This is a genomic window from Kitasatospora sp. NPDC032150, assembly GCF_055579945.1.
Genome location: NZ_JBVIMH010000015.1, coordinates 74555 through 95181, shown reverse-complemented (window position 1 = coordinate 95181; position 20627 = coordinate 74555). Strand labels below are relative to the sequence as shown.

Below are 20627 nucleotides of genomic sequence, written 5' to 3'. Positions count from 1 at the left end.
CGGAGCGCAGGGATCAACCGGCTGTGACCGCCGGCGCACGCTCATGGCGCCGCCGGGCGGCCGTCAGGCCGGTCAGCTTAGCCTGGAAGCCCAGCAGGAGCTGGCGGCTCGGGAGAAGGCGGACGGCATGCCGCGCACGGCGGTTCGGACGGCGGGGCACCTGCTGCATGCCCGGATCGCCGAGCAGACCGAGGCGCTGGCCGGGCTCGAGCCCGACGTTCGGGCGAACGCGCCGGACGCCGTCCACCGGATGCGGGTCGCCAGCAGGAGGTTGCGCGCTGCGCTGCGCCCCTACCGGCCCAGGCTCGCCGAGACCGGTGAGGACCTGCGCTGGCTCGCCAACTGCCTCGGACCGGCCAGGGATACCGAGGTGCTCGGTGAACTGCTGATCGCCCGGGCCCGCGAGCTGCCGGCCGAGTGCGAACCGGAGGTGCTGGTGGCGGCGCTCGAGGGCTGGTGGCGCGAGCGGCACCGGCGTGCCTGGCCCGCGGTGCCGGCCGCGCTGGACAGCCCGCGTTACGCCGCACTGCTCGCCGCACTGCGGGAGTTGGCGGAGCGGCCGCCGTCCGCCGCAGGGCTGCCGGCGATCGGGGAGGTGGCGAAGCGGGAACAGCGCCGGATCGCGTCCAGGCTCAGGGCGGCCCGGCGGGCGGTGCCCGGCGAGGAGACCGACCTCGCGTTGCACGAGGCGCGGAAGGCCGCGAAGTGGGCCAGGTACGCGGGAGAGACGGCCGGGCCGGAGGGGGAGCGGTTCACGGCACGGATGAAGGCGCTGCAGGAGGTGCTCGGGGCGCACCAGGACAGCGTGGTGGCGCGGGCCGCTCTGCGGGAGCTGGCCGCCGGGGCCGGGGCCGGGCAGGCGTTCGGGTACGGGGTGCTGTACGGCGGGCAGCTGGCGGTGGCCGAACGGGCGCGGGAGCGGCTGCCGGAGGTGTGGCGCGAGGCGCGGAAGTCACCGGGGTTCAAGTAGCGGCGCGCGGCCCGCAGCCCACGTGTCCGGCGGGGCGCGCCCGGTCAGCGCGGCGGGGGGTTGGTGGAGAGGCCGGCGGAGTGGGCGGCGTCGGTGAGGAGTTGGCGCAGCATGGCGGTGGTGAGGCGGCCGGTGTTGGTGTTGCGCGGGCTCACGTGGTAGCAGCCGAAGAGCTCCAGCGGCGGGCCGCCGTCGGTGGCCGGGAGCAGGACGCGGGTGCCGTGGCCGAACACCGGGCGCGGCCGGGGGACCTCCCAGCCGGCCTGGGCCAGGGCGGGCAGCAGGGACTGCCAGGCGAAGCCGCCGAGGGCGACCACGGACCGTACGGTCGGCCGGAGGAAGGCCAACTCCCGGGCCAGCCAAGGCCGGCAGGTGTCCCGCTCGGTCACGGACGGCCTGTTGTCCGGGGGCGCGCAGCGGACCGGGTCGGTGATCCGGACGCCGTACAGTTCCATTCCGTCGTCGCGGCTGACGGCGGTCGGCCGCGAGGCCAGACCGATGGCGTGCAGGGCGGCGTAGAGCAGGTCGCCGGAGGGGTCGCCGGTGAAGATCCGGCCGGTGCGGTTGGCGCCGTGCGCGGCAGGGGCGAGGCCGACCAGGACGAGGGCGGCGTCGCGCGGTCCGAAGCCGGGAATCGGGCGGCCCCAGTACTCCCAGTCCTGGTAGGCGCGGCGTTTGACCCGGGCCGCCTCCTCGCGCCACTCGACCAGTCGCGGGCAGGCCCGGCAGTGCGTGACCGCGGCGTCCAGCTCGGCGAGGTTGCGCATGGAGTCCGCCGGGTGGCGGGGGGACGGTGGCGGGGCCGGGGCGGCGGTCATGGGCGAATCGTAGGCACAGTGAGGTGGCCGCTCGCACGAAGTGCGGCGACCGCTCCGGCGGAGGGCGCTCGCCGGCGGGCAGCGGTGATCGCCGGGGGCCTGGGCGGAGTAGCGTGGAATGGGCCAGCGCTTAAGTCGGGTAGGCCGAGGTGACGGCGATGCTCATCGTTGACGCGATTCTGGGCGCGGCCGGTGTGCTGGGTGTGTGGGCGGGGCTCAGCATCCGGGTCGTGCAGCAGTTCCAGCGCGGTGTGGTGTTCCGGTTCGGCAAGGTGCGGGAGCACGTCAGGCAGCCGGGGCTGGTGGTGCTGATGCCGGTGGCGGACCGGATGAGCAAGGTGAACGTCCAGATCGTCACCATGCCGATCCCGGCGCAGGAGGGCATCACCCGGGACAACGTCACGGTGCGGGTGGACGCCGTCGTCTACTTCAAGGTGGTCGACCCGGTGCGGGCGGCGGTGAACGTCCAGGACTACAAGTTCGCGATCTCCCAGGTCGCGCAGACCTCGCTGCGCTCGATCATCGGGAAGAGCGAGCTGGACGACCTGCTGGCCAACCGCGAGCCGATCAACCAGGGGCTGGAGCTGATGCTGGACAGCCCGGCGCTCGGCTGGGGCATCCAGATCGACCGGGTGGAGATCAAGGATGTGGCGCTGCCGGAGTCGATGAAGCGGTCGATGTCCCGGCAGGCGGAGGCCGAGCGCGAGCGGCGGGCCCGCATCATCACGGCGGACGGCGAGTACCAGGCCTCGGCACGGTTGTCCCAGGCCGCGACCATCATGAGCGAGGCGCCGGCCGCGTTGGAACTGCGGTTGCTGCAGACCGTGGTCGAGGTCGCGGCGGAGAAGAACTCGACCCTGGTCCTGCCCTTCCCGGTGGAGCTGTTGCGCTTCCTGGACAACGCGAGCCGGCGCGGGGAGAGGACCGTAACCGGGGGCGGGGAGGAGAAGGGCGGCGGCGCGGCGGCGGTTGGGCCCGAGTTGCCCGCGCCGCCGCCCGCGGCCCGTGCGGTGGAGCAACTGGAACTGCCGTCGTTGGACGAGGTGCTCGCGCGCTCTCCGATGCCCGACGCCGTCCCGATCGATTCGCCGCGCATTGACGCCGCCGCAGCTGCCGGATCCGGTACATCCGGCACGCCCGGCGGATCCGCCGAGCCCGCCGAGCCCGCCGAGCCCGCCGAGCCCGCCGAGCAGGGGCAGGCCGGTGCGGAGGACGACGAGGAGCGGGCGGCGCGGGAGGGCGCCGAGCCCGGTGGCGGTGCCGGAGGGCCCGGACCACGATGGAGTAACGGGGCTGTGCACTCACGGCAGGAGGCCGGACAATGACCACCGCAAAAGACATCATGCACTCCGGTGCCGAGTGTGTCCGGGAACACGAGACCCTCGCCGAGGCGGCCCGGATCATGAAGGAACGCGATGTCGGCGCGCTGCCGATCTGCGGCGAGAACCAGAAGCTGCTGGGCATCATCACCGACCGCGACATCGTCCTGAGGTGCGTCGCCGACGGTCTGGATCCGGCACGCACCACCGCCGGTCAACTCGCCCTGGGGCGGCCGCTGGTGGTGGAGGCGGACGACGACGTCGAGCAGGTGCTGCAGGTGATGGAGGAGCACCGGATCCGCCGGCTGCCAGTGATCAACCACCCCGAGCACAAGCTGGTCGGCATGATCAGTGAGGCCGACATCGCCCGGGGACTGCCGCAGGAACGGGTGGCCGAGTTCGTCTCGGCGGTGTGCGCGGAGAAGACGTGACCGGGCAGGCGCAGGTCTGACGCGAGCGGGCGGCGACATGCGGTGTTCGCCGTCCGCTCCCGTCCGCTCCCGTCCGCTCCCGGCCCGGGAAGGCGCATGCCGACGCCGATTGCCAAGGTGGAAGGCCTGCGTGACGGGCCGTCAGTTCGCGGCAGGCCGTGACTGCGCGCCGAACTCGCGCACCGCCTCGTCGACGATCGCGTTCAGCCGGGCGTGGTGGGCGCCGCGCCAGTAGGCCTGCCCGCAGTCGGTGCACTGCGCGAAGGTGTCGTACGAGCGCTCGGTGCCGTCCTTCAACTGCTGGTGCACCGACTCCTTGGCGGCGGTTCGGAGCGTTCCGTTGCAGGCCGTGCACCTGGTCCAGGGAGCGAGGGCGGGTGCGAAGCGGGAGAGTACGTCCCGGAGTTGGTCGGCGGGGCGGTGGCTGTAGACGTAGGCGCCGGCCCAGATCTCCCGGCGCCTGAGCAGCCCCCGGTCGCGGGAGAGCAGCACCCGCTGCTCGGCGGCCGAGCGCGCGGCCAGTGCCGCGTCGCCGATGTCCGGGTTCTCGTACGCGGCGTCGATCCCCAGCAGGCGCATCCGCCTGGCGAGGGTGCCGAGATGGACGTCGAGCAGATACCGGGGCGGTCCCGCGAGCCGCTGCGGCCTGGTCACGGCATGCACCGAGACCTCCTCGCCGCCCCCGGGGACGTACGAGGTGGGCACCGGCTGCCCGTCCGCGAGGAGGGCACCGACCTCGGTGAGCGGGACCCCGAGGGACTCCACGACGTGTCCGAGCGTCGAGACGCAGTCGGTGCGCACCGGCGACCGCTCTGCCCGGTGCGCCACGGCGATGAATATGTGCAGCTCAGGGGCGAACCTGAGCCAGATCTCCGGCCTCTCCACGCGGTCAGCATGCCAGTGGAGCGCCGGGTGCTGCCAGTGGTTTCCGGGTGGCCGTACCCCGTGGGAGGGCGCCCACCCCGCCACCTCGCCACTCCGTCACCTCGCCACTCCGTCACCTCGCCACTCCGTCACCCCCACCGACCGGAGAGCCGCGACGATGCCGCCCACCGCCGAACTGGCCGAACTGGCACGCCTGTACGGCGTCGCCACCGACTGCACCACCGACCGTGCCCTCGCCGACCAGCCGGGCCCCCGCGCCGTCGCCGAGCTCTACGGTGAACTGCTCTTCGAACATTGCAAGGATTTGCGGGAAGCCTCTGCAAATTCTTGCCAACCCATTGATCGCCTGCTTGACTCACCGGTCGTTGACCGTAGTTGACGTTGCGTCCGGTCGGCCGGGCAGTCGGCCGAGAATCGTGACGGGCCGAGCGGCCGCGGCGCTCCGTGCGTCCGCGGCCCGGCCGGGGCGCACGGGGCCGTCAAGCGCCGGTAGCCGGACGGTCGACTCCGGTCCCGCCCCAAGACCCGAGAGGAGCACCGATGAGCACTGAGACCGACGTCCTCGTCCTGGGAGGTGCCGGTGTCGACACCATCGTGTACGTCCCCGAGCTGCCGCTTCCGTTCGCCGACGGCTACATGGTGCCCCGGATCGAGACCCGGGCGGGTCAGACCGGGGACTTCGTCGCGGTGGGCGTGAGCGCCCTCGGCCTGCGCACGCACCACCTCGACATGATCGGCGACGATCACCACGGCGACCTGGTCCGGACGCTGCACCGCGACCGGGGGATCGCACTCACCGAGGTCCCGCTGCCGGGCGGCACCAAGCGCGCGGTGAACCTGGTCGGCCCTGACGGGCGGCGGCTGTCGCTGTACGACGACACCCGCTCGAACGAGGCGGACCGGCTGCCGGAGGAGAAGGTCCGGGCCCTGGCTTCGGTGAGCCGGCACGCCCACGTCTCCATCACCCACCCGTGCTCCTTCGCCCTTCCGGTGCTGCGCGAGGCCGGGGTGACCATCTCGACCGACCTGCACAACTGGGACGGTGCCAACCCGTACCACGAGCCGTTCGCCCACCAGGCCGACCTGGTCTTCGTCTCCACCACGGCCCTGGCGGACCCGGAGCGGACCATGCGGCAGATCGTCGAGCGCGGCCGGGCGCGGACGGTGGTCGCGACCGCCGGGGCCGACGGGGCGTTCCTGCTGGCCGACGGCGAGCTGACGCACATCCCGCCGGTCGCGCCCCCCGGAGCGGTGGTGGACTCCAACGGCGCCGGTGACGCCTTCGCCTCGGGCTTCCTCTTCGGCTGGCTGGCCGGCGAGCCGCCGCAGCGGTGCGGCCGCTACGGCGCGATCGCCGGAGCCTACGCCTGCACCGTGCCGGGCGCCCGGATGGACGCCATCAGCCGGGACGAACTCCTCGTCAGGGAAGCCGAGTTGGCTGAAGCGCCGGCGGCACAGCGGCCCGGCGGAGCCGAACCGGCCGGGGCGGTGGAACGCGGCCCTCGGATGCCTGGAACAGGCGCGGTCGCGGCCCAACCTGACGATCGTCAACGGTGCCACGGCGGAGCGGATGACCGTAATCCCACCTGAGTTGACGCTGCAAGGTCACCGACGTGGAACTTCCCAGCACCGCAAGGGCGTTGGGCCTGGCGTCCTCACCGCCAGGCGAGCCGCACCGCCAACTCCTCCGCGAGGAAGGCCCGGTTGGCCGAGGTCACCCGGACGACCTCGATGTCGCCCCGTCGTTTGAGGGCGTCGGTGAACGGATCGTGGTGCGAGTGGACGGTGGCGACCACATCGGTGTCCGCCGCGAACAGGGCCCGCACGGCGTCCCGGAACGCCGGGCAGGCCAGCTCCATCCGCCCGAGCTCGTCGATGAGCACTAGCTGCCGGGGAGTGGACGCCGCCTGCTCCAGACACGGCACGGCCAGCCGCTCCAGCACGGCCAGGTCGACGCCGTACCGCCCGACCCGGGGCGGCCCGGGAAGGCCGACATGGGCGAGGACCGCCCGCCGGCCCGCCAGCGTCTCCAGCGCGAAACCGACCCGGCTGCCGCCCTGCCGGATCTCCTCGCTGGTGAAGCCGACGACGCCACGGGCGGGGAGCAGCGCGGCCAGTCGGCGCAGAACGGTCGTCTTGCCGATGCCGGGACGTCCCTCCAGCAGGATCCTCGTCGCCGTCCCGGGCCCCGTGCCCGAGACGTCCCCCGCGGTGTGCCGAGCCATGGTCGGACCGTCCGCTCAGACCCGGCCCGCGCAGCGGAAGCCGATGTTGCCGGTGGAGGTCTCGGGGGTGTTGGGCATCCTGGCACTGACCCGGTAGCGGCGGCAGTAGGAGGCGTGGCACAGGTAGGAACCGCCGCGCAGGGCACGGGCGGTGCCGGTGGGCGGGCCGGTGGGGTTCTCCCGGGGCCCGGTGGCGTGCCAGGTGGGGTGGAACCAGTCGGCGGTCCACTCCCAGACGTTGCCGGTCATGTTGTACAGGCCGTAGCCGTTCGGCGGGAAGGCGCCCGCCGGACAGGTGCCGAGATAGCCGTCCTCCAGGGTGTTGCGGGTCGGGAAGTCGCCGTTCCAGACGTTCATCCGGTGCTCGCCGCCGGGCCGCAGCTCCTCGCCCCACGGGAAGGGCCGGCCCTCGAGACCGCCGCGTGCGGCGTACTCCCACTCGGCCTCGGTGGGCAGCCGCTGACCGGACCAGGCGCAGTACGCGACGGCGTCGTACCAGGAGGCATGGACCACCGGGTGGTCCGCGCGCCCCGCCAGGTCCGACCGCGGCCCCTCCGGGTGCCGCCAGTCGGCTCCGGGCACCTCCCGCCACCACGGGGCGGCCGCCACCGCCCGGGTGGGCGGGAAGTCGTCGGGAAGCAGCCCGCCGAAGACGAACGACGCCCCGTACCGCTCCGCGTCGGTGCCGTGCCCGGTGGCCTCGACGAAGGCGCCGAACTGCGCGTTGGTCACGCAACGCGCGGCGATGGAGAACTGGTTGACGCGGACGCGTCGTACTGGTCCCTCGCCGTCCTGCCGGTAGGCCAGCGCGTCCTCGCTGCCCATGGTGAACCAGCCGCCGTCCAGGCGGACGGTGCCCGGCCCGGCGGGCCCACCGCTCCTCCCCGCCGAGGAGGCGGGACGTGGGCGCGGAGCGCCGCCGTCACGCCCCGGGGTGCAGCAGGCAGGGGTGTCGGGTGTCATGGGCGGTCCTCCGCGGGTCTCGGGCCGTGCTCTTCCGCCGGAGAGCCGACGGCCGGTCCACCCACCGGTCTGCCGTGCCCGACCGCTTTCCGCAACTCGGGTACGCCGCCCCGGGTCAAGACCTGCCGGCACGCGCCGCCGCGGGCCCCACTGCCGGTCGGTCCCGAGCCAGCCGTTGCCGACACCCCTTCAGCCTCATAGGCTGGGACACGGTCAACCGCACACCGGACCCGCGTGCTACGCCGCTCGTCGGCGCACGGACGAGGTGGTCCGCGTGATTCGGTGCTGTCTGCGGCAGGTTCTGACGAGTACGCCCGTATGAGACCGACGGCACGAGTACGCGCGGCGCACGGGACAGTTCTCCTCAGGCGGGGTCGGGCCGTCGGTGACTGCCTCCCGGGCCGTGCCGCGCGTCAAGTGAATTTCCCAACTCGGCCGCCCGGGGACCTCGGCGGTCACCGGCCGTCGCCGTCCTGACCGCACGTGAGGCGCACGGCCGGTGGGGCCGGAGCCGGACGGCGTGCGAGGAGGCGTCCTCCATGACCAAGCGATTCCGAGGCGTCGTCAACCCCGACATCCGCGACTCGATCCCGGACTGGGGCCCGTACGAGCAGCCGAAGGCCAGAGCCGGCACACCGAACGTCATCTACATCGTGCTCGACGACGTGGGCTACGGCGCCATGGGCTGCTTCGGCGGTCCGATCGAGACGCCCAACATCGACAGGATCGCCGCGAAGGGTCTGCGCTACGCGCAGTGGCACACCACCGCGCTCTGTTCGCCGACCCGCTCCTGCCTGCTCACTGGCCGCAACCACACGGTCAACGGCATGGCGTGCATCAGCGAGGCCGCGATCGGCTTCCCCGGCGCCAACGGCCACGTCCCGCCGCAGTGCGCCACCCTCGCCGAGATGCTGGTCGACCAGGGCTTCAGCACGGCCATGGTCGGCAAGTGGCACCTGTGCGCCGAGGACGAGATGAACCTGGCCTCCACCAAACGCGACTGGCCGCTCGGCCGAGGCTTCGAGCGCTTCTACGGCTTCCTCGGTGCGGAGACCAGCCAGTACTACCCCAACCTCGTCCACGACAACCACCCCGTCGAACAGCCCGCCACACCGGAGGAGGGCTACCACTTCAGCGTCGACATCACCGACAAGGCCATCCAGTACATCGACGACGTCAAGGCCATCACCCCCGACCGGCCGGTCTTCCTCTACTACGCACCCGGCTGCGCGCACGCCCCGCACCAGGTGCCCAAGGAGTGGATCGAGCGCTACCGCGGCCGGTTCGACGCAGGGTACGAGGAGATCCGCAGGCAGACCCTGGAACGGCAGAAGGAGATGGGACTGCTCCCGCAGAACACCGAGATGCCGCCCGTCAACCCGATCGGTACCCCCGAGACCCGCACCGGCCCGGACGGACAGCCGTTCCCGCCCCTGGACTACACCCGGCCGTGGAACTCCCTGAACGACGACGAGAAGCGACTCTTCGCCCGGATGGCCGAGACCTACGCGGGCTTCCTCTCGCACTGCGACGATCAGATCGGTCGCCTGCTCGCCTATCTGGAGGACATCGAGCAGCTGGACAACACCGTCATCGTGGTGGTCTCCGACAACGGCGCCAGCGGCGAGGGCGGCCCCAACGGCTCGGTCAACGAGAACAACATCGCCAACAACATGCCCGACGACCTGGCCCAGAACATGGCCATGCTGGACGACCTGGGCAGCACCAAGACCTACAACCACTACCCGAACGGCTGGGCGATGGCCTTCAACGCCCCGTTCAAGATGTGGAAGCGCTACTCGTTCAACGGCGGCATCTGCGACCCGTGCGTCATCTCCTGGCCGAACGGCATCAAGGCGCACGGTGAGATCCGGGAGCAGTACCACCACGCGATCGACATCGTGCCGACCCTGCTGGACTGCCTGGGCGTCGAACAACCCGAGACGGTCAAGGGCTACACCCAGCACCCCATCCAGGGCGTCAGCATGCGCTACAGCTTCGACGCCGGGAACATCCCGACCGCCAAGCACACCCAGTTCTACTCGATGCTCGGCACCCGCGGCATCTGGCACGACGGCTGGAAGGCCGTCACCACCCACCCCGCCATCAGCGGCTGGAGCCACTTCAGCGAGGACACCTGGGAGCTGTACCACACCGACCAGGACCGCTCCGAGATGCACGACCTCGCCGAGCAGGAGCCGGGCAAGCTCGCGGAGCTCGTCGGCCTGTGGTTCCACGAGGCCGGCGCCAACCAGGCGTACCCGCTCGACGACCGCTCCGCCGTCGAGATCCTCACCACCCCGCGCCCCCAGATGACGGCGCCGCGCAACCGCTACGTGTACCGCCCCGGTGGCTCGGAGGTGTCGGAGTCGGCCAGCCCGAGCATCCGCAACCGCTCGTACGTGGTCGGAGCCGTGGTCGACCTGTCCGCACCGGGCGCGTCCGGAGTGCTGTTCGCGCAGGGCAGCCGCTTCGGCGGGCACAGCCTCTACATCAAGGACAACCGGCTGCACTACGTGTACAACTTCCTCGGCAGGGAGATGCAGCACCTCAGTGCCACCGAGGACCTGCCGACCGGTGAGAACCTGATTCTCGCGGCCTCGTTCGACCGGGAGGGTGAGGACGGCCCCGGTGTCGCCCGCGGCACCCTCAGCCTCTACTACGGCGAACGGAAGGTCGGCGAACGGAGCATCAGGACCCAGCCCGGCAAGTTCGGCATCGCGGGCGAGGGCCTCAACATCGGCTGCGACCGGGGCGACCCCGTCACCGACGACTACCCCGGTACCGCCCCCTGGGCGTTCACCGGAGGGACCCTCAGGCGGGTCGCCGTCGACCTCAGCGGCGAGGCTTACGTCGACCTTGAACGCGAAGCCGCCGCCATGCTCTCGCGTGACTGACCGAATGCCGGCGCGACCGGCGGTCGTGCGACCGGCAAGTGCCTCCGCCCAGCGGTGACGAGGAGCCTCCGACTCCTCGTCACCGCGTCGGCAGAGGCACTCGTCCGCTGAGCGGGCCGGGGCGCCGGCAGTGGTCCGGACGCGGGGAAGTGGCCACCGAAAGGGGCAGGGACGCCGATTCGCGCGGGCGCGCCCGTCGCGCTCCGTGCGACATGGGCCGACCGAGTGGCCTGGGGCACCGGTTCGGCACCAGCGCTTGCATGGCCAAACCGATTAACCCATGATCGGCCGTGACGGACCGTCGCCAACCGACTACGCGGTCGTTCACCCTCCTGGTCATTCCGCTCCCCGTAGTGCCACGGCCGCCGGCCGTCATCCGAAGCGGTCTCCGGAATTTCCGGTCCAGGGTTCTGCGCGGAAGTGCACGACCAGCGGCCCGCGTGCCGCCGGAGATTCCGTGCCGACGGATGCCTCGGCACCCGAGGAGAAGAGAAGGCTATGCCCAGAGACCTTGGCGGAACCCGCTGGAAGCGCTTCCTCTGTGTGCTGGCGCCGAGCATGCCGGCTGCCGCGGCCCGCACCGTCAGCCCGTGAGGAACATGACCACCCATGACCTGTCCGGGCTGCCCGGCCGCGCCGCCGGAGCGTGGCGAAGGTTCCGGACCTGGCGCGGCACCCGCCCCTTCTGGGCCGGGCTGCTGACCATCTCGGCGAGCGTCCCGATCATGTACTTCCCCTACGTCCACCTCTCCCTCGGCGGACTGCCGATGGCACTGTCCACCACCGCCGGGGCGGGATCACTGCTCATCGGGGTCCTGCTCATCGTGCTGGGCGCCACCCTGTGGCTCCAGCAGCAGGTGCGGATCTTCGCCGGCGTCGCGGTGATCGTGCTCGCGCTGCTCTCCGTCCCGGTCGCCAACTTCGGCGGATTCCTGCTGGGTATGCTCCCCGGGCTCATCGGCGGCTCGCTCGCGTGCGCGTGGGCTCCGCCGGACGAGGTACGGGAGAGTTCCGGACCGGTGACCGCGGTGGAGCGGTTCGCGGGGCACGACGTGGAGACGGCGGGACTGGCCCCCGCGAACCTGGTGAGCGGGGGACACGGTGGGGAGTGACCGCAGCCGGGACGGCCGGATGGACGCGGTGCCGGGCGCACGGCGCGCCGCCGGTGCCGCCGCCCCGCGGCCGGTGGCCGGCCAGTGCAGCCGATCGCGGCGACCCGTGGGGAGCGTGCTGGCACTGACCGCGGTACCGGCGGCGCTGCTGATGGCCGCGATGGCTCCGCCCGAGGCACTGTCCGCCGCCGGACAGCCGGCGCCGCGCGGCACGGTCGCCGCCCGGTCCGGATCCGCCGACGGGTACCACGCGGACGGCTGTGCCCCTGGCCCGGCGGTGCCCTCGCAGCGCGGCGCAGACCCCACCGCGGAAGGGTCACCGGCGCCCACCGCCGCCCCCGTCGCGTCGGCGGCCCCGGAGGCGAGCGGCTCGGCGTCGAGCGGCTCGGCGTCGAGTGGTTCGGCGTCGAGCGGTTCGGTGTCGAGCGGCACGTGGCATCGGGAGGAGCCGAGGTCGGGCGCCTCGGAGCCGGCCGGTGCCGGCGGCCAGGGTCGGCCCGGGGCGACCGGTACGGGCATCCCGAGTCCCGCGTGCGGCTCTCCCACGCCGACCGGTACCGCAAGCAGCGCGACCGCCGGCCGGAGCTCCGCTTCCCCCGCACGGTCGGAGAGCGCCGACCCCGGGCGGAGTGTCAGACCCGGCACGTCGAAGGACGGAGAGCTCGCCGGGATGCCGGAGGCCCGGTGGAGCCTGAAGTCACGCAGGCTGGTGCTCCACGAGAGCGTGCTCAGCGTGGTGACCGTGGGCACGCCGACCGGGCCCCGGCGGATGCTGAAGTTCGCCGCCCGGTCCGTGGACATCGGCGACCTCGACCTGGCGATCGACGAGGACGGCTCGGCCCGGCACCTGCGGGCCGGGCCCGGAACCACCTCCACCCTGGCCGGCGGCTCGGTGACGCTGTACGCGGAGTCGCTCTCCGGCAGGATCACCGGCCTGGACGACGGCCCGCTCCCGGCGGACCGCTCGGCGGTGGTCACCCCGGACGCCGTTCCGCAGTGGCTCTACGGTCCGGACCCCTCGGCGCCGCACTCACCTGAGCGGACGCTCACCTTCGAGGACGTGGCCGTCCGCCGGGCGCGGCTGGTCGGCCCGGACCTGGCCGTTCCCGGCATGCGGCTGAACGGGGACCGGGCCTGATCCGGGACCGCCCTTGAGTGACCCGCCGACCGGTACGCCCGTGGGCGGCACCCGGCAGAGGAGGACACCATGCGAACCGCCGAGGGGACACCGGAGAAGGCGCTGCGGACACCGCGCGCCGCGGGCATCGCCGGAGTCCTCTGCGCGCTGGCCCTGGCAGCCGCGATCGTGCTGATCCGCATCGCGCTCCCGGCCGGACCGGCCGGGAGCGCCAGTCGGCTCACCGGCTCCGCGCACCGGGACACCCTGCAGGTGGTGCTGAACCTGGTGCCGTTCGCCGGGGTGTTCTTCCTCTGGTTCATGGGTGTCGTACGCGACCGCGTCGGCAAGGCGGAGGACAGGTTCTTCGCCACCCTGTTCCTGGGGAGCGGACTGCTGTTCGTGGCGATGCTCTTCGTCCTCGCCTCGGCGGCCGACAGCGTGCTCGCCGTCACCGATCCGTCCCGGACAGCCGGCCCGCCACCGTCCTGGCAGTACGGGCGACACCTCACGATCGCCATGCTCTCGAGCTACTCCACCCGGATGGCGGCCGTGTTCACCGTCTCCACCACGACGATCGGCCGGAAACTCGGCATCTTCCCCCGTTGGCTCGCCTGGCTGGGCTACCTCGCGGCGTTCTACCTGATGTTCCTCGCCAGCGTCGTTCCCTGGTCCGAGCTGGTGTTCCCGGTCTGGATCCTGGTCGTCAGCTGCTTGCTGCTGACGGCCGACCGCCGGTCCCCGGTTGCACGTGACACTCCGTGATCCCGCGCCGCCGGGCCGGGCGGAGCCGCGGGCCACCGCCACCGGGGCCGGACCCACGTCCGCATGGCTGCCACCAGGAGGGGGAACGCGCCGCTATCCTCGCACTCCGTCAGGCTCTCTCTTCCGAGAGTCACGGCGGTGGTGCGCCAGAGCACGGGCACAGGGCCGCAGCGCAGGCACAGGAGAGACAGATGGGCCACGACATTCCCAAGGACGCATCTCCGAACACCGGTAGCCGCGCCCGGGACCACCTGGCCAACGAGCGGACCTACCTGGCGTGGCTGCGCACCGGCATCAGTGTGGCCGCACTCGGTGTGGCCGTCGCCAAGTTCGCCCCGCACCGGGGGCTGCACGCCGTGGTCTCCGGAGTGATCCTGATCTTCGCCGGCCTGCTGGTGAGCGGGTACGGCACGGCCCGCTACCGGTCGGTCGGGGAGCAGCTGGAGGCCGGTGTCTACGCCCCGGCGCGATCCGCGGTGGTCACCGCGGCCACGGTGGTCACCCTCCTCGCGCTGATCGCCGTCGTGGTCCTGGTCTGACGCTCCGACCCGCAGCCCGTACCCCGCGCACCGCAGTCCGCAGTCCGCACCCCGCGCCTCAGCCCGCCGCCAGGACCGTCGCTCCCACGAGGACGAGCACCGCCGACGACAGCCACGGCCGGCACCTCCGCACCAGCCGACCGCGGCCGCAGCAGGCGCGGACACCGGTCGCGACCGTGACCAGTGCCGGTGCCAGGGCGAGTTGCACTGCAGCCAGCAGTACCGCCTCGCCGGGAGTCAACCGTGCGAACGCCACGGCGAACACACTCACGTTGTCGGCGCCGGTGGCCAGCACCAGCAGGAAGTACCACCCGAGATCACGACAGCTCGCCGGCACCGCGCCAGGTGTGGCGGCACCGCTTCTCCCGAGCAGGCCGTGAAAGCCCAGCGCCACTGGAACGACACCGAGTAGCCGCAGGTCCGAGGGCGTCAGCAGCCGGCCCGCCAGGCCGCCCAGTGCCCCGAGGCCGAGTGTCACGACCAGGGCCAGGAGGAGTGCCGCCGTCAGCAGGCCGGTGCGCACCTGCCGGTCGGCCAGGGACAGTGCGACCAGCAGTCCCCAGGTGTCGATGTTCGTGACGCAGAAGACCACGACGCCCAGGGCCAGTGCGTACAGGGCTTGGTACGGCATTTGGGCAACCCGGTTGTGGCACACGGACGATCGGTGGACGGCCGCCCGCCTCGCGCCGAGGCGTGTGGGTCCACCTGCCTGACTCACTTCAGGCTTTCACGGTCCCGCGCGACCTGCGAGGCGGGAGCGGCGCGGGACCGTGCGTGCGCGGAAGATTCCCCGGGCAGGTGAGGCAGGTGGGTCGGCCCGTTGCGGCCACGGCCGGCCGGTCGCGCGAGTGTCGTGCGACCGGTCGGTGGTCGCCCGGCCCTCATGCGCAGGTGGCCAGGGTGCGGTGGACCTCGCCGATGCGCCCCGCGGCGTCGACCGCGCGGAACGCGACGTAGCTGCGGTCCGCCGCGATCGCCCAACGCAGGTAGTAGTCGTAGAGCCGGTGCTCAGCGGCGGCTCGCACCGGCTCGTCGGTCTCGTCGGCCAGCAGCTCGGCCGCGAAGGCCTGCAGCAGGCCGTGCATCGAGAACCGCCCCGGGGCCCGCTCGGCCACCAGGTTCGTCGCGGCCAACTCGCCGACGAGCGGCACCACTTCGGACAACGGGAGGTCGGCCAGGGCCGCCGCGGCGGCCGCCGTGATCTCCGGGCCGGGGTGCAGGCCCAGGAAGCGGAAGACGCGCGCGGCGGGTTCCGGAAGCCTCAGGTACGACCACGACAGGACATTGCGGACGCTGCTCACCTCGTCCCCGGCGCTGAGCATGTCGAGCGCCCCGCCGTCCAGTTGGTCGGCGAGCACCGACAGCGGGACCGCGGTCATCGACGCCGCGCGCGCCGCAGCCACCGACAGCGCCAGCGGAAGGTGCGCGCAGCGCTCCGCGATGGCCTCGATACTGTGACGACCTCCAGCGGTCCCAGCAACCCGAAGCGCATGACAGGCCCTCCGTCCCCCCACGTCCTGCTCAACACGGTGACTTGACCCGCCGCACCGGCACGGCACCAGGACCTGTCTCTCGAGGGGGGCCGAACCCGGAGCAGAGCAGCGGTTGCCCGATGGCGCGACATCCACGCGATACCGGTACGTCGCTGCGGAGTTGGCGATCGTTGTTCGACCGGGGGCAACGGCAAACCGCAGCCTGAAGTACCGACTTCCGGTGAGCGGTGGGGCGCCGCCCTCGGAACGGCGGCGCCCCACCCGCCTCGACGTGACGGGCCACCGGGCGATGATGCCGGGTCGCGAGACCCGGCGACCCGGACGCCTGCCCCGGATGCGGCCGCGTCCTGGCCGCGAGCAGTGCCACGGGGCCGGGCGTAGCGTGGAGGAGGGCCGACCCGACCGTCGGCCGTGGCGTGATCCGGCCGGCCGGGTTCCGTACGGCTTCCGTACGGCTTCCGTAGGGCTGGAGAGAGCGTCATGGGCAAGCAGTCGGTTAAAGAGTTGACGAGCCGGGTGCACGGTTCGGTGATCACCCCGGGGGACGCCAGGTACGACGAGGCACGCCGCGTCTACAACGCCATGATCGACAGGAAGCCGATGGCGGTCGTGCGCTGCGCGAACGCCGGGGACGTGCTCGCCGCCGTCGCCTTCGCCCGGGAGAACGGGTTCGACCTGGCGATCCGCGGTGGCGGCCACAGCGTGCCGGGCTACGGGACGTGGGACGACGCCGTGGTGGCCGATCTGTCGGCGATGCGTGGGGCGCGGGTGGACCCGGTACGGCGGACGGCACGGGTCGAAGGCGGCGCGACACTGGCCGATCTGGACGCGGCGACGCACGCCTTCGGACTCGGGGTGACCGGCGGGGTCGTCTCGACCACCGGCGTGGGCGGGCTCACCCTCGGCGGCGGCTTCGGCCACCTGGCCCGCCACCTGGGACTGACCTGCGACAACCTGCTCTCCGCGGACGTGGTGACGGCGGACGGCCGGTTCCTGATGGTGACCGGGCACGAGCACCCCGACCTGTTCTGGGCGCTCCGCGGCGGCAGCGGGAACTTCGGCGTGGTCACCTCCTTCGAGTTCCGGCTCAGCCCGGTCTCGGAGGTGCTCGGCGGACTGATGTTCTTCGAGCTGGAGCACACGGAATCCGTGCTGCAGCACTACCGCGAGTACATCGCCGTCGCACCGGAGCAGCTGGGTGCCTTCCCCGCCTTCCACAACGCGCCGCCGCTGCCGTTCATCCCGGAGGGACGGCACGGCGACCCCTTGATCGCGGTGGTGGTCTGCTGGTGCGGACCGATGGCGGAGGGCGAGCGGGCCGTCCAGCCGTTCCGGGAGGCCGCCCCGGTGGCCTTCGAGTCCGTCGGACCGCTGCCGTACCCGGTGCTGCAGACCATGTTCGACCAGCTGCTGCCGCCTGGCCTGCAGCACTACTGGAAGTCGGCCTTCGCCGCCCGGCTGACCGACGAGGCGATCGCCGCCCACGCCGCGCACGGGCCGAAGGTGCCGTCGGTCAGCGCCTGCCACATCTACCCGATCAACGGCGCGTGCCACCGGATCGCCCCGGAGGAGACCGCGTTCTCCTACCGCGACGCCACGTTCGCGACCGTGATCGCCGGGATGTGGCCGGACCCGGCCGAGAACGCGGTCAACACGGCCTGGGTGAAGGACTACTACCGGGCGATCGCCCCACACTCCTCGGCGGGCGGCTATGTCAACTTCGTGGCCGACGACGACCAGGAACGGGTCACGGACGACTACCGCGACAACTACACCCGCCTGACCGAGATCAAACGCGCATACGATCCGGACAACTTCTTCCACGTCAACCACAACATCCGGCCCTGACGGGTCGAGCGGGTGCCGGAGGCGCGGCCGCGATCCACACCCGTCGCCTTCTGGTGCACGGCGTGCCAGTCCTGGGGATCGGTCCCACAGGGGGTCGGTCAGCCAGGCAGCCGCCAAGTCGATCGGCGTTGTCCTCCGATATCGTGGCCGGGCCCGTCGCCGCTGGTCAGCGGCGGTATCGGCGGGGAGGGGAAGCGGGTGTTCGGGCGGGCGGGCGAACGGGAACGGCTCGACGGGCTCGTCCGGGAGGTGTCCGGCGGGCGCGGGCGGGTGGTGGTGTTCCGCGGTGAGCCGGGGATCGGGAAGACCACGCTGCTGGACCTGGCGGAGACTCTCTGCCGCGAGGCCGGGATGACCGTACTTCGAGGTGCCGCCAACGGGATCGACGAGCGGCTGCCGTTCGCTGCCGTGGTCGACTGCCTGGGCGCGGCCGAGCGCCCGGAGGTGGTCCGGATCCGCGTGCTGGTCCGCGGGGACGCATCTGCCGGGGCCGCCGGTCGGGAGCCGTTGGTGGCCGAGGCTCTGCAGGCGCTGTTCGACGCCTGGTGTTCGGCGGGCCCGGTGGCCCTGCTGCTGGACGATCTGCACTGGGCCGACCCGGCGAGTCTGGCGGTCGTCCACCGCCTGACCCGCTCGCTGGAGCAGCTGCCGTTGCTCGTCGTGCTGACCAGCCGCTCCTGTGGGGAGGACAGCGGCTCCGGTCGACTGCTGGCGGCACTCACGGACCGCGGGGCGCCGGTGGTCGACCTGGGCCCGTTGGCCGAGCCCGACGTGGCCCGGCTCGTGGCCGCGCAATCCGGTGGTCGGCCGGACGGGCGGCTGCTCGAGCACGTCGCCGGTGCCGCCGGGAATCCGCTGTACGCGCGGGAGTTGGTCTCGGGGCTGCTGGACGCGGGGCAGATCAGAGTGTGTGGCCCGGTGGCGGAACTGGTCGGCGACCGGCCGGCTGTTCCCACCTCGCTCAGGGCGGCGATTCTGCGCCGGATCGGCTCCCTGGGCGGCCCGACCCGCGAGCTGGTAGGCACGCTCGCGCTGCTGGGCAACGGTTTCACAGCGGGGGAGATGACGGTGGTGGCGCAGCGCTCCGCGTTCGAACTGGTGGAGCCGGTGGCCGAGGCCCTCACGGCCGGAGTCCTGGAGGAGCACGGCACCGGGCTGGCGTTCCGTCACGAACTCGTCCGCCGTGCCGTCGAGGAAAGCCACCCACCCGCCGTCCGCGCGGCGCTCCACCAGCGAATCGGGCGCTCACTGGCCGAGGCCAACGCGCCGGCGGAACGGGTGGCAGAGCACCTGCTGATGGCCCCCCGGCTGGGTGAGCAGGACCTGTCGTGGCTGCGGGCCGAGCTCGACCGGCTGCTTGCCCGTGCGCCCGGGCTCGCCATCGACCTGCTGCGGCGGGGCGCCGGGGAGACGGCCGAGCGTGACCTGGAGGTCGACCTGGTCCGGGCCCTGCTGTGGGCGGGCCGGTTCGCCGAGGCGGAGGAGGCGGCACGGTCGCTGCTGACCTCTGCCGTCCTGCCTTCGCGGTGGCGGGGGACGGTCCGGTGGTGGCTGGCCCAGGCGTACTTCCGGCAGGGGAGGCTGACGGAGTGCGAGGAGACCGTCCGTACGGCGGAGCGCGCGGACGTCCTGACACCCGGCCAGTCGGCGCGCTTCCACGGGCTCGCCGCGCAGTGCCGCTATCTCCGGGCCGAGTACGACGCTGCCGAGCGGAGGGCATCCCGGGCGGTCGCGATCGGACGGGAGAGCGGCGACGCCGATGCCACGGCCTACGGCCTGTGCCTGCGCGCGTCCGTGCTGCTGGTCGGCCGACGCGCCGAGGAGGCGCTGGCCCTGGCCGATGAAGCGCTCGCCGCCGTGGGGGGCGGGGAGCCGGGGTCCGACGTGCAGATGGCCCCGCACCTGATCCGCGGCTACTGCCTGGTCGGCACCGACCGGTTGGCCGAGGCGCGTACGGCCTTCCGCGCCGGAGCGAGGACCAACGAGAGCGGCACGTTCTTGACCTGGTACCACCTCGCGCTCGCGCAGTTGGAGTTCCTTCGCGGAGATTGGGAGGCCGCGCTCACCGAGGCGCAGACCGGGCTGGAGGTCCCCGACTTCCACGGGGTCGGGCCCGACCTGCGGGCGGCGGCCGCGCTCGTTCAGGTGCATCGGGGTCGACGTGACGAGTACACCGACTTCGTCCGCGACCACGAACCGGACCTGCGCGGAGGGACGGTCACCGGATACTGCCACCGCTGGGCGCACGCCGTGCTGTGCGAGGCCGAGGGGGCTGCCGAGCGGGCGTTCCTGCTGCTGGAGTCGTTCCATCGGCGGCCGGACCAGCAGGGCAGGTTCTCGGTCGCCGACTTCGTCGTCCCGGACACCGCGCGGCTGGCCCACTCGCTCGGACGGAGCGACCGGCTCCACTCGCTGGCCGCCTCCGCCCGGGAGGACGCGGACGCGCAGCCCACCGCGAGCAGAAGGGCCGTGGCCGTGCTGTGCTCCGGGCTGGCGGGGGGCGATCCGACCTCGGCGGCCGAGGCGGCGGAGCTGTTCCGGGAGGCGGACCGTCCGCTGTACGCGGGCATCGCCCATGAGAGCGCCGCGCTGCTGTCGGTGCGCACCGGCCTGCGCAAGCAGGCCCGCGAGGAACTCGTCCGAGCGGTGGAGGTCTACGGCGCACTGGGGGCGGACTGGCCCGCACGCCGGGCCGAGGAGCGGCTCCGGACCGAGGGCGTGAGGCTGGCGGGCGGACGGTCCGCGAGCACTCCGGGGACGGGTTGGGAGTCGCTCACCGCAACCGAGCGGACGGTGATCGCGCTGATTGCCGAAGGGTGCTCCAACCCGCAGATCGGCGACCGGATGTACTTGTCCCGCCGGACGGTGCAGACCCACGTCTCGCGGATCCTGGCCAAACTCGGCAAGTCGTCCCGGGTCGAACTGGCGGTGGTCGCGTCGGAGCGGGCCCGGGACCTGTGAACGAGGCGGCGCTACCGTATTCCGTCCCTCGGCGCGCGGTCACCGGCGGCCCGAGACCGCACCGGCCCCGGTGCTCACCTCGACCAGCCGACCGGTGGTGGCGAGCCGTCCTTCTCCCGCTGAGTGTCGGCGCGCTGCAGGGGGGCGACCGTCGGACGGATCGTCCGGGCGGGTAGCCGGCCGAGTGGTCGTACGGGGCAGCACTCAAACCGCCTCCGCCCGCAGAACCCCATGGTGAGGGGCGGCGACCGGGTCGTTCCGTCCTCTGCGCCCGGCACAGACAG

18 protein-coding genes are annotated in these 20627 nt (G+C 72.7%); 12 read left to right on the top strand and 6 right to left on the bottom strand.

Translation table 11 applies throughout. The annotated features are described in order from the left end of the window. Window positions 1–43 precede the first annotated feature (43 nt). Entirely contained in the window at window positions 44–970 is a 927-nt protein-coding gene (locus tag ACZ5ON_RS19355; protein ID WP_465593675.1) for a CHAD domain-containing protein, read from the top strand. A 44-nt stretch (window positions 971–1014) separates the two neighbouring features. On the opposite strand, the gene ACZ5ON_RS19350 is transcribed toward ACZ5ON_RS19355, so the two are convergent. Beyond that, entirely contained in the window at window positions 1015–1788 is a 774-nt protein-coding gene (locus ACZ5ON_RS19350; protein ID WP_465593672.1) for a uracil-DNA glycosylase, read from the bottom strand. Window positions 1789–1946: 158 nt separating this feature from the next. Here ACZ5ON_RS19350 and ACZ5ON_RS19345 point away from each other — a divergent pair, with 158 nt between their 5' ends. Next, entirely contained in the window at window positions 1947–3113 is a 1167-nt protein-coding gene (locus tag ACZ5ON_RS19345; protein ID WP_465593669.1) for a slipin family protein, read from the top strand. Continuing rightward, entirely contained in the window at window positions 3110–3538 is a 429-nt protein-coding gene (locus ACZ5ON_RS19340; protein ID WP_465593666.1) for a CBS domain-containing protein, read from the top strand. Before ACZ5ON_RS19345 ends, ACZ5ON_RS19340 begins: the two co-directional genes overlap by 4 nt. Before the next feature lie 141 nt (window positions 3539–3679). Here the strand turns inward: ACZ5ON_RS19340 and ACZ5ON_RS19335 are convergent, their stop codons facing one another. Next, window positions 3680–4423, bottom strand: a complete 744-nt coding sequence (locus tag ACZ5ON_RS19335) for a Mut7-C RNAse domain-containing protein (protein ID WP_465593663.1) — start codon at window positions 4421–4423, stop codon at window positions 3680–3682. A 157-nt stretch (window positions 4424–4580) separates the two neighbouring features. Here ACZ5ON_RS19335 and ACZ5ON_RS19330 point away from each other — a divergent pair, with 157 nt between their 5' ends. Beyond that, entirely contained in the window at window positions 4581–4802 is a 222-nt protein-coding gene (locus ACZ5ON_RS19330) for a hypothetical protein (RefSeq protein ID WP_465593660.1), read from the top strand. Window positions 4803–4963: 161 nt separating this feature from the next. Beyond that, on the top strand, window positions 4964–6013 hold the full coding sequence (locus tag ACZ5ON_RS19325; RefSeq protein WP_465593658.1) for an adenosine kinase: 1050 nt from the start codon (window positions 4964–4966) through the stop codon (window positions 6011–6013). A 65-nt stretch (window positions 6014–6078) separates the two neighbouring features. On the opposite strand, the gene ACZ5ON_RS19320 is transcribed toward ACZ5ON_RS19325, so the two are convergent. Next, window positions 6079–6648, bottom strand: a complete 570-nt coding sequence (locus ACZ5ON_RS19320) for a nucleoside-triphosphatase (RefSeq protein WP_465593655.1) — start codon at window positions 6646–6648, stop codon at window positions 6079–6081. A gap of 15 nt (window positions 6649–6663) precedes the next feature. After that, a complete protein-coding gene (locus ACZ5ON_RS19315) occupies window positions 6664–7611 on the bottom strand; it encodes a formylglycine-generating enzyme family protein (protein ID WP_465593652.1) in 948 nt (315 codons plus the stop codon). 539 nt (window positions 7612–8150) lie between these two features. On the opposite strand from ACZ5ON_RS19315, the gene ACZ5ON_RS19310 reads away from it, so the two are divergent. The 5 genes from ACZ5ON_RS19310 (at window position 8151) to ACZ5ON_RS19290 (ending at window position 14041) form a co-directional block, all read left to right on the top strand. After that, window positions 8151–10508: an arylsulfatase gene (locus tag ACZ5ON_RS19310; protein ID WP_465593649.1), complete on the top strand. Its 2358-nt coding sequence runs from the start codon at window positions 8151–8153 to the stop codon at window positions 10506–10508. A 599-nt stretch (window positions 10509–11107) separates the two neighbouring features. Continuing rightward, window positions 11108–11620, top strand: coding sequence for a DUF6114 domain-containing protein (locus ACZ5ON_RS19305; protein WP_465593875.1), 513 nt, complete (start codon window positions 11108–11110; stop codon window positions 11618–11620). 670 nt (window positions 11621–12290) lie between these two features. Further along, entirely contained in the window at window positions 12291–12758 is a 468-nt protein-coding gene (locus ACZ5ON_RS19300) for a hypothetical protein (protein WP_465593646.1), read from the top strand. Between the two features lie 69 nt (window positions 12759–12827). Next, window positions 12828–13502, top strand: coding sequence for a hypothetical protein (locus ACZ5ON_RS19295; protein ID WP_465593643.1), 675 nt, complete (start codon window positions 12828–12830; stop codon window positions 13500–13502). Window positions 13503–13693: 191 nt separating this feature from the next. Beyond that, a complete protein-coding gene (locus tag ACZ5ON_RS19290) occupies window positions 13694–14041 on the top strand; it encodes a YidH family protein (protein ID WP_465593640.1) in 348 nt (115 codons plus the stop codon). Between the two features lie 58 nt (window positions 14042–14099). Here the strand turns inward: ACZ5ON_RS19290 and ACZ5ON_RS19285 are convergent, their stop codons facing one another. Both ACZ5ON_RS19285 and ACZ5ON_RS19280 read right to left on the bottom strand, forming a co-directional pair. Beyond that, the gene (locus ACZ5ON_RS19285; RefSeq protein WP_465593638.1) at window positions 14100–14672 is read right to left on the bottom strand and encodes a hypothetical protein; all 573 of its coding nucleotides are present in this window, start codon (window positions 14670–14672) and stop codon (window positions 14100–14102) included. 250 nt (window positions 14673–14922) lie between these two features. Then, window positions 14923–15444 carry a hypothetical protein gene (locus ACZ5ON_RS19280; RefSeq protein ID WP_465593636.1) on the bottom strand — a complete coding sequence of 174 codons (522 nt, stop codon included), beginning with the start codon at window positions 15442–15444 and terminating at the stop codon, window positions 14923–14925. 570 nt (window positions 15445–16014) lie between these two features. Between ACZ5ON_RS19280 and ACZ5ON_RS19275 the strand changes: the two genes are divergently transcribed. After that, complete coding sequence (locus ACZ5ON_RS19275; RefSeq protein ID WP_465593633.1) at window positions 16015–17382, top strand: FAD-binding oxidoreductase; 1368 nt, start codon at window positions 16015–16017, stop codon at window positions 17380–17382. Window positions 17383–17580: 198 nt separating this feature from the next. Further along, the gene (locus ACZ5ON_RS19270) at window positions 17581–20343 is read left to right on the top strand and encodes a helix-turn-helix transcriptional regulator (RefSeq protein ID WP_465593630.1); all 2763 of its coding nucleotides are present in this window, start codon (window positions 17581–17583) and stop codon (window positions 20341–20343) included. Window positions 20344–20627: the final 284 nt, after the last annotated feature.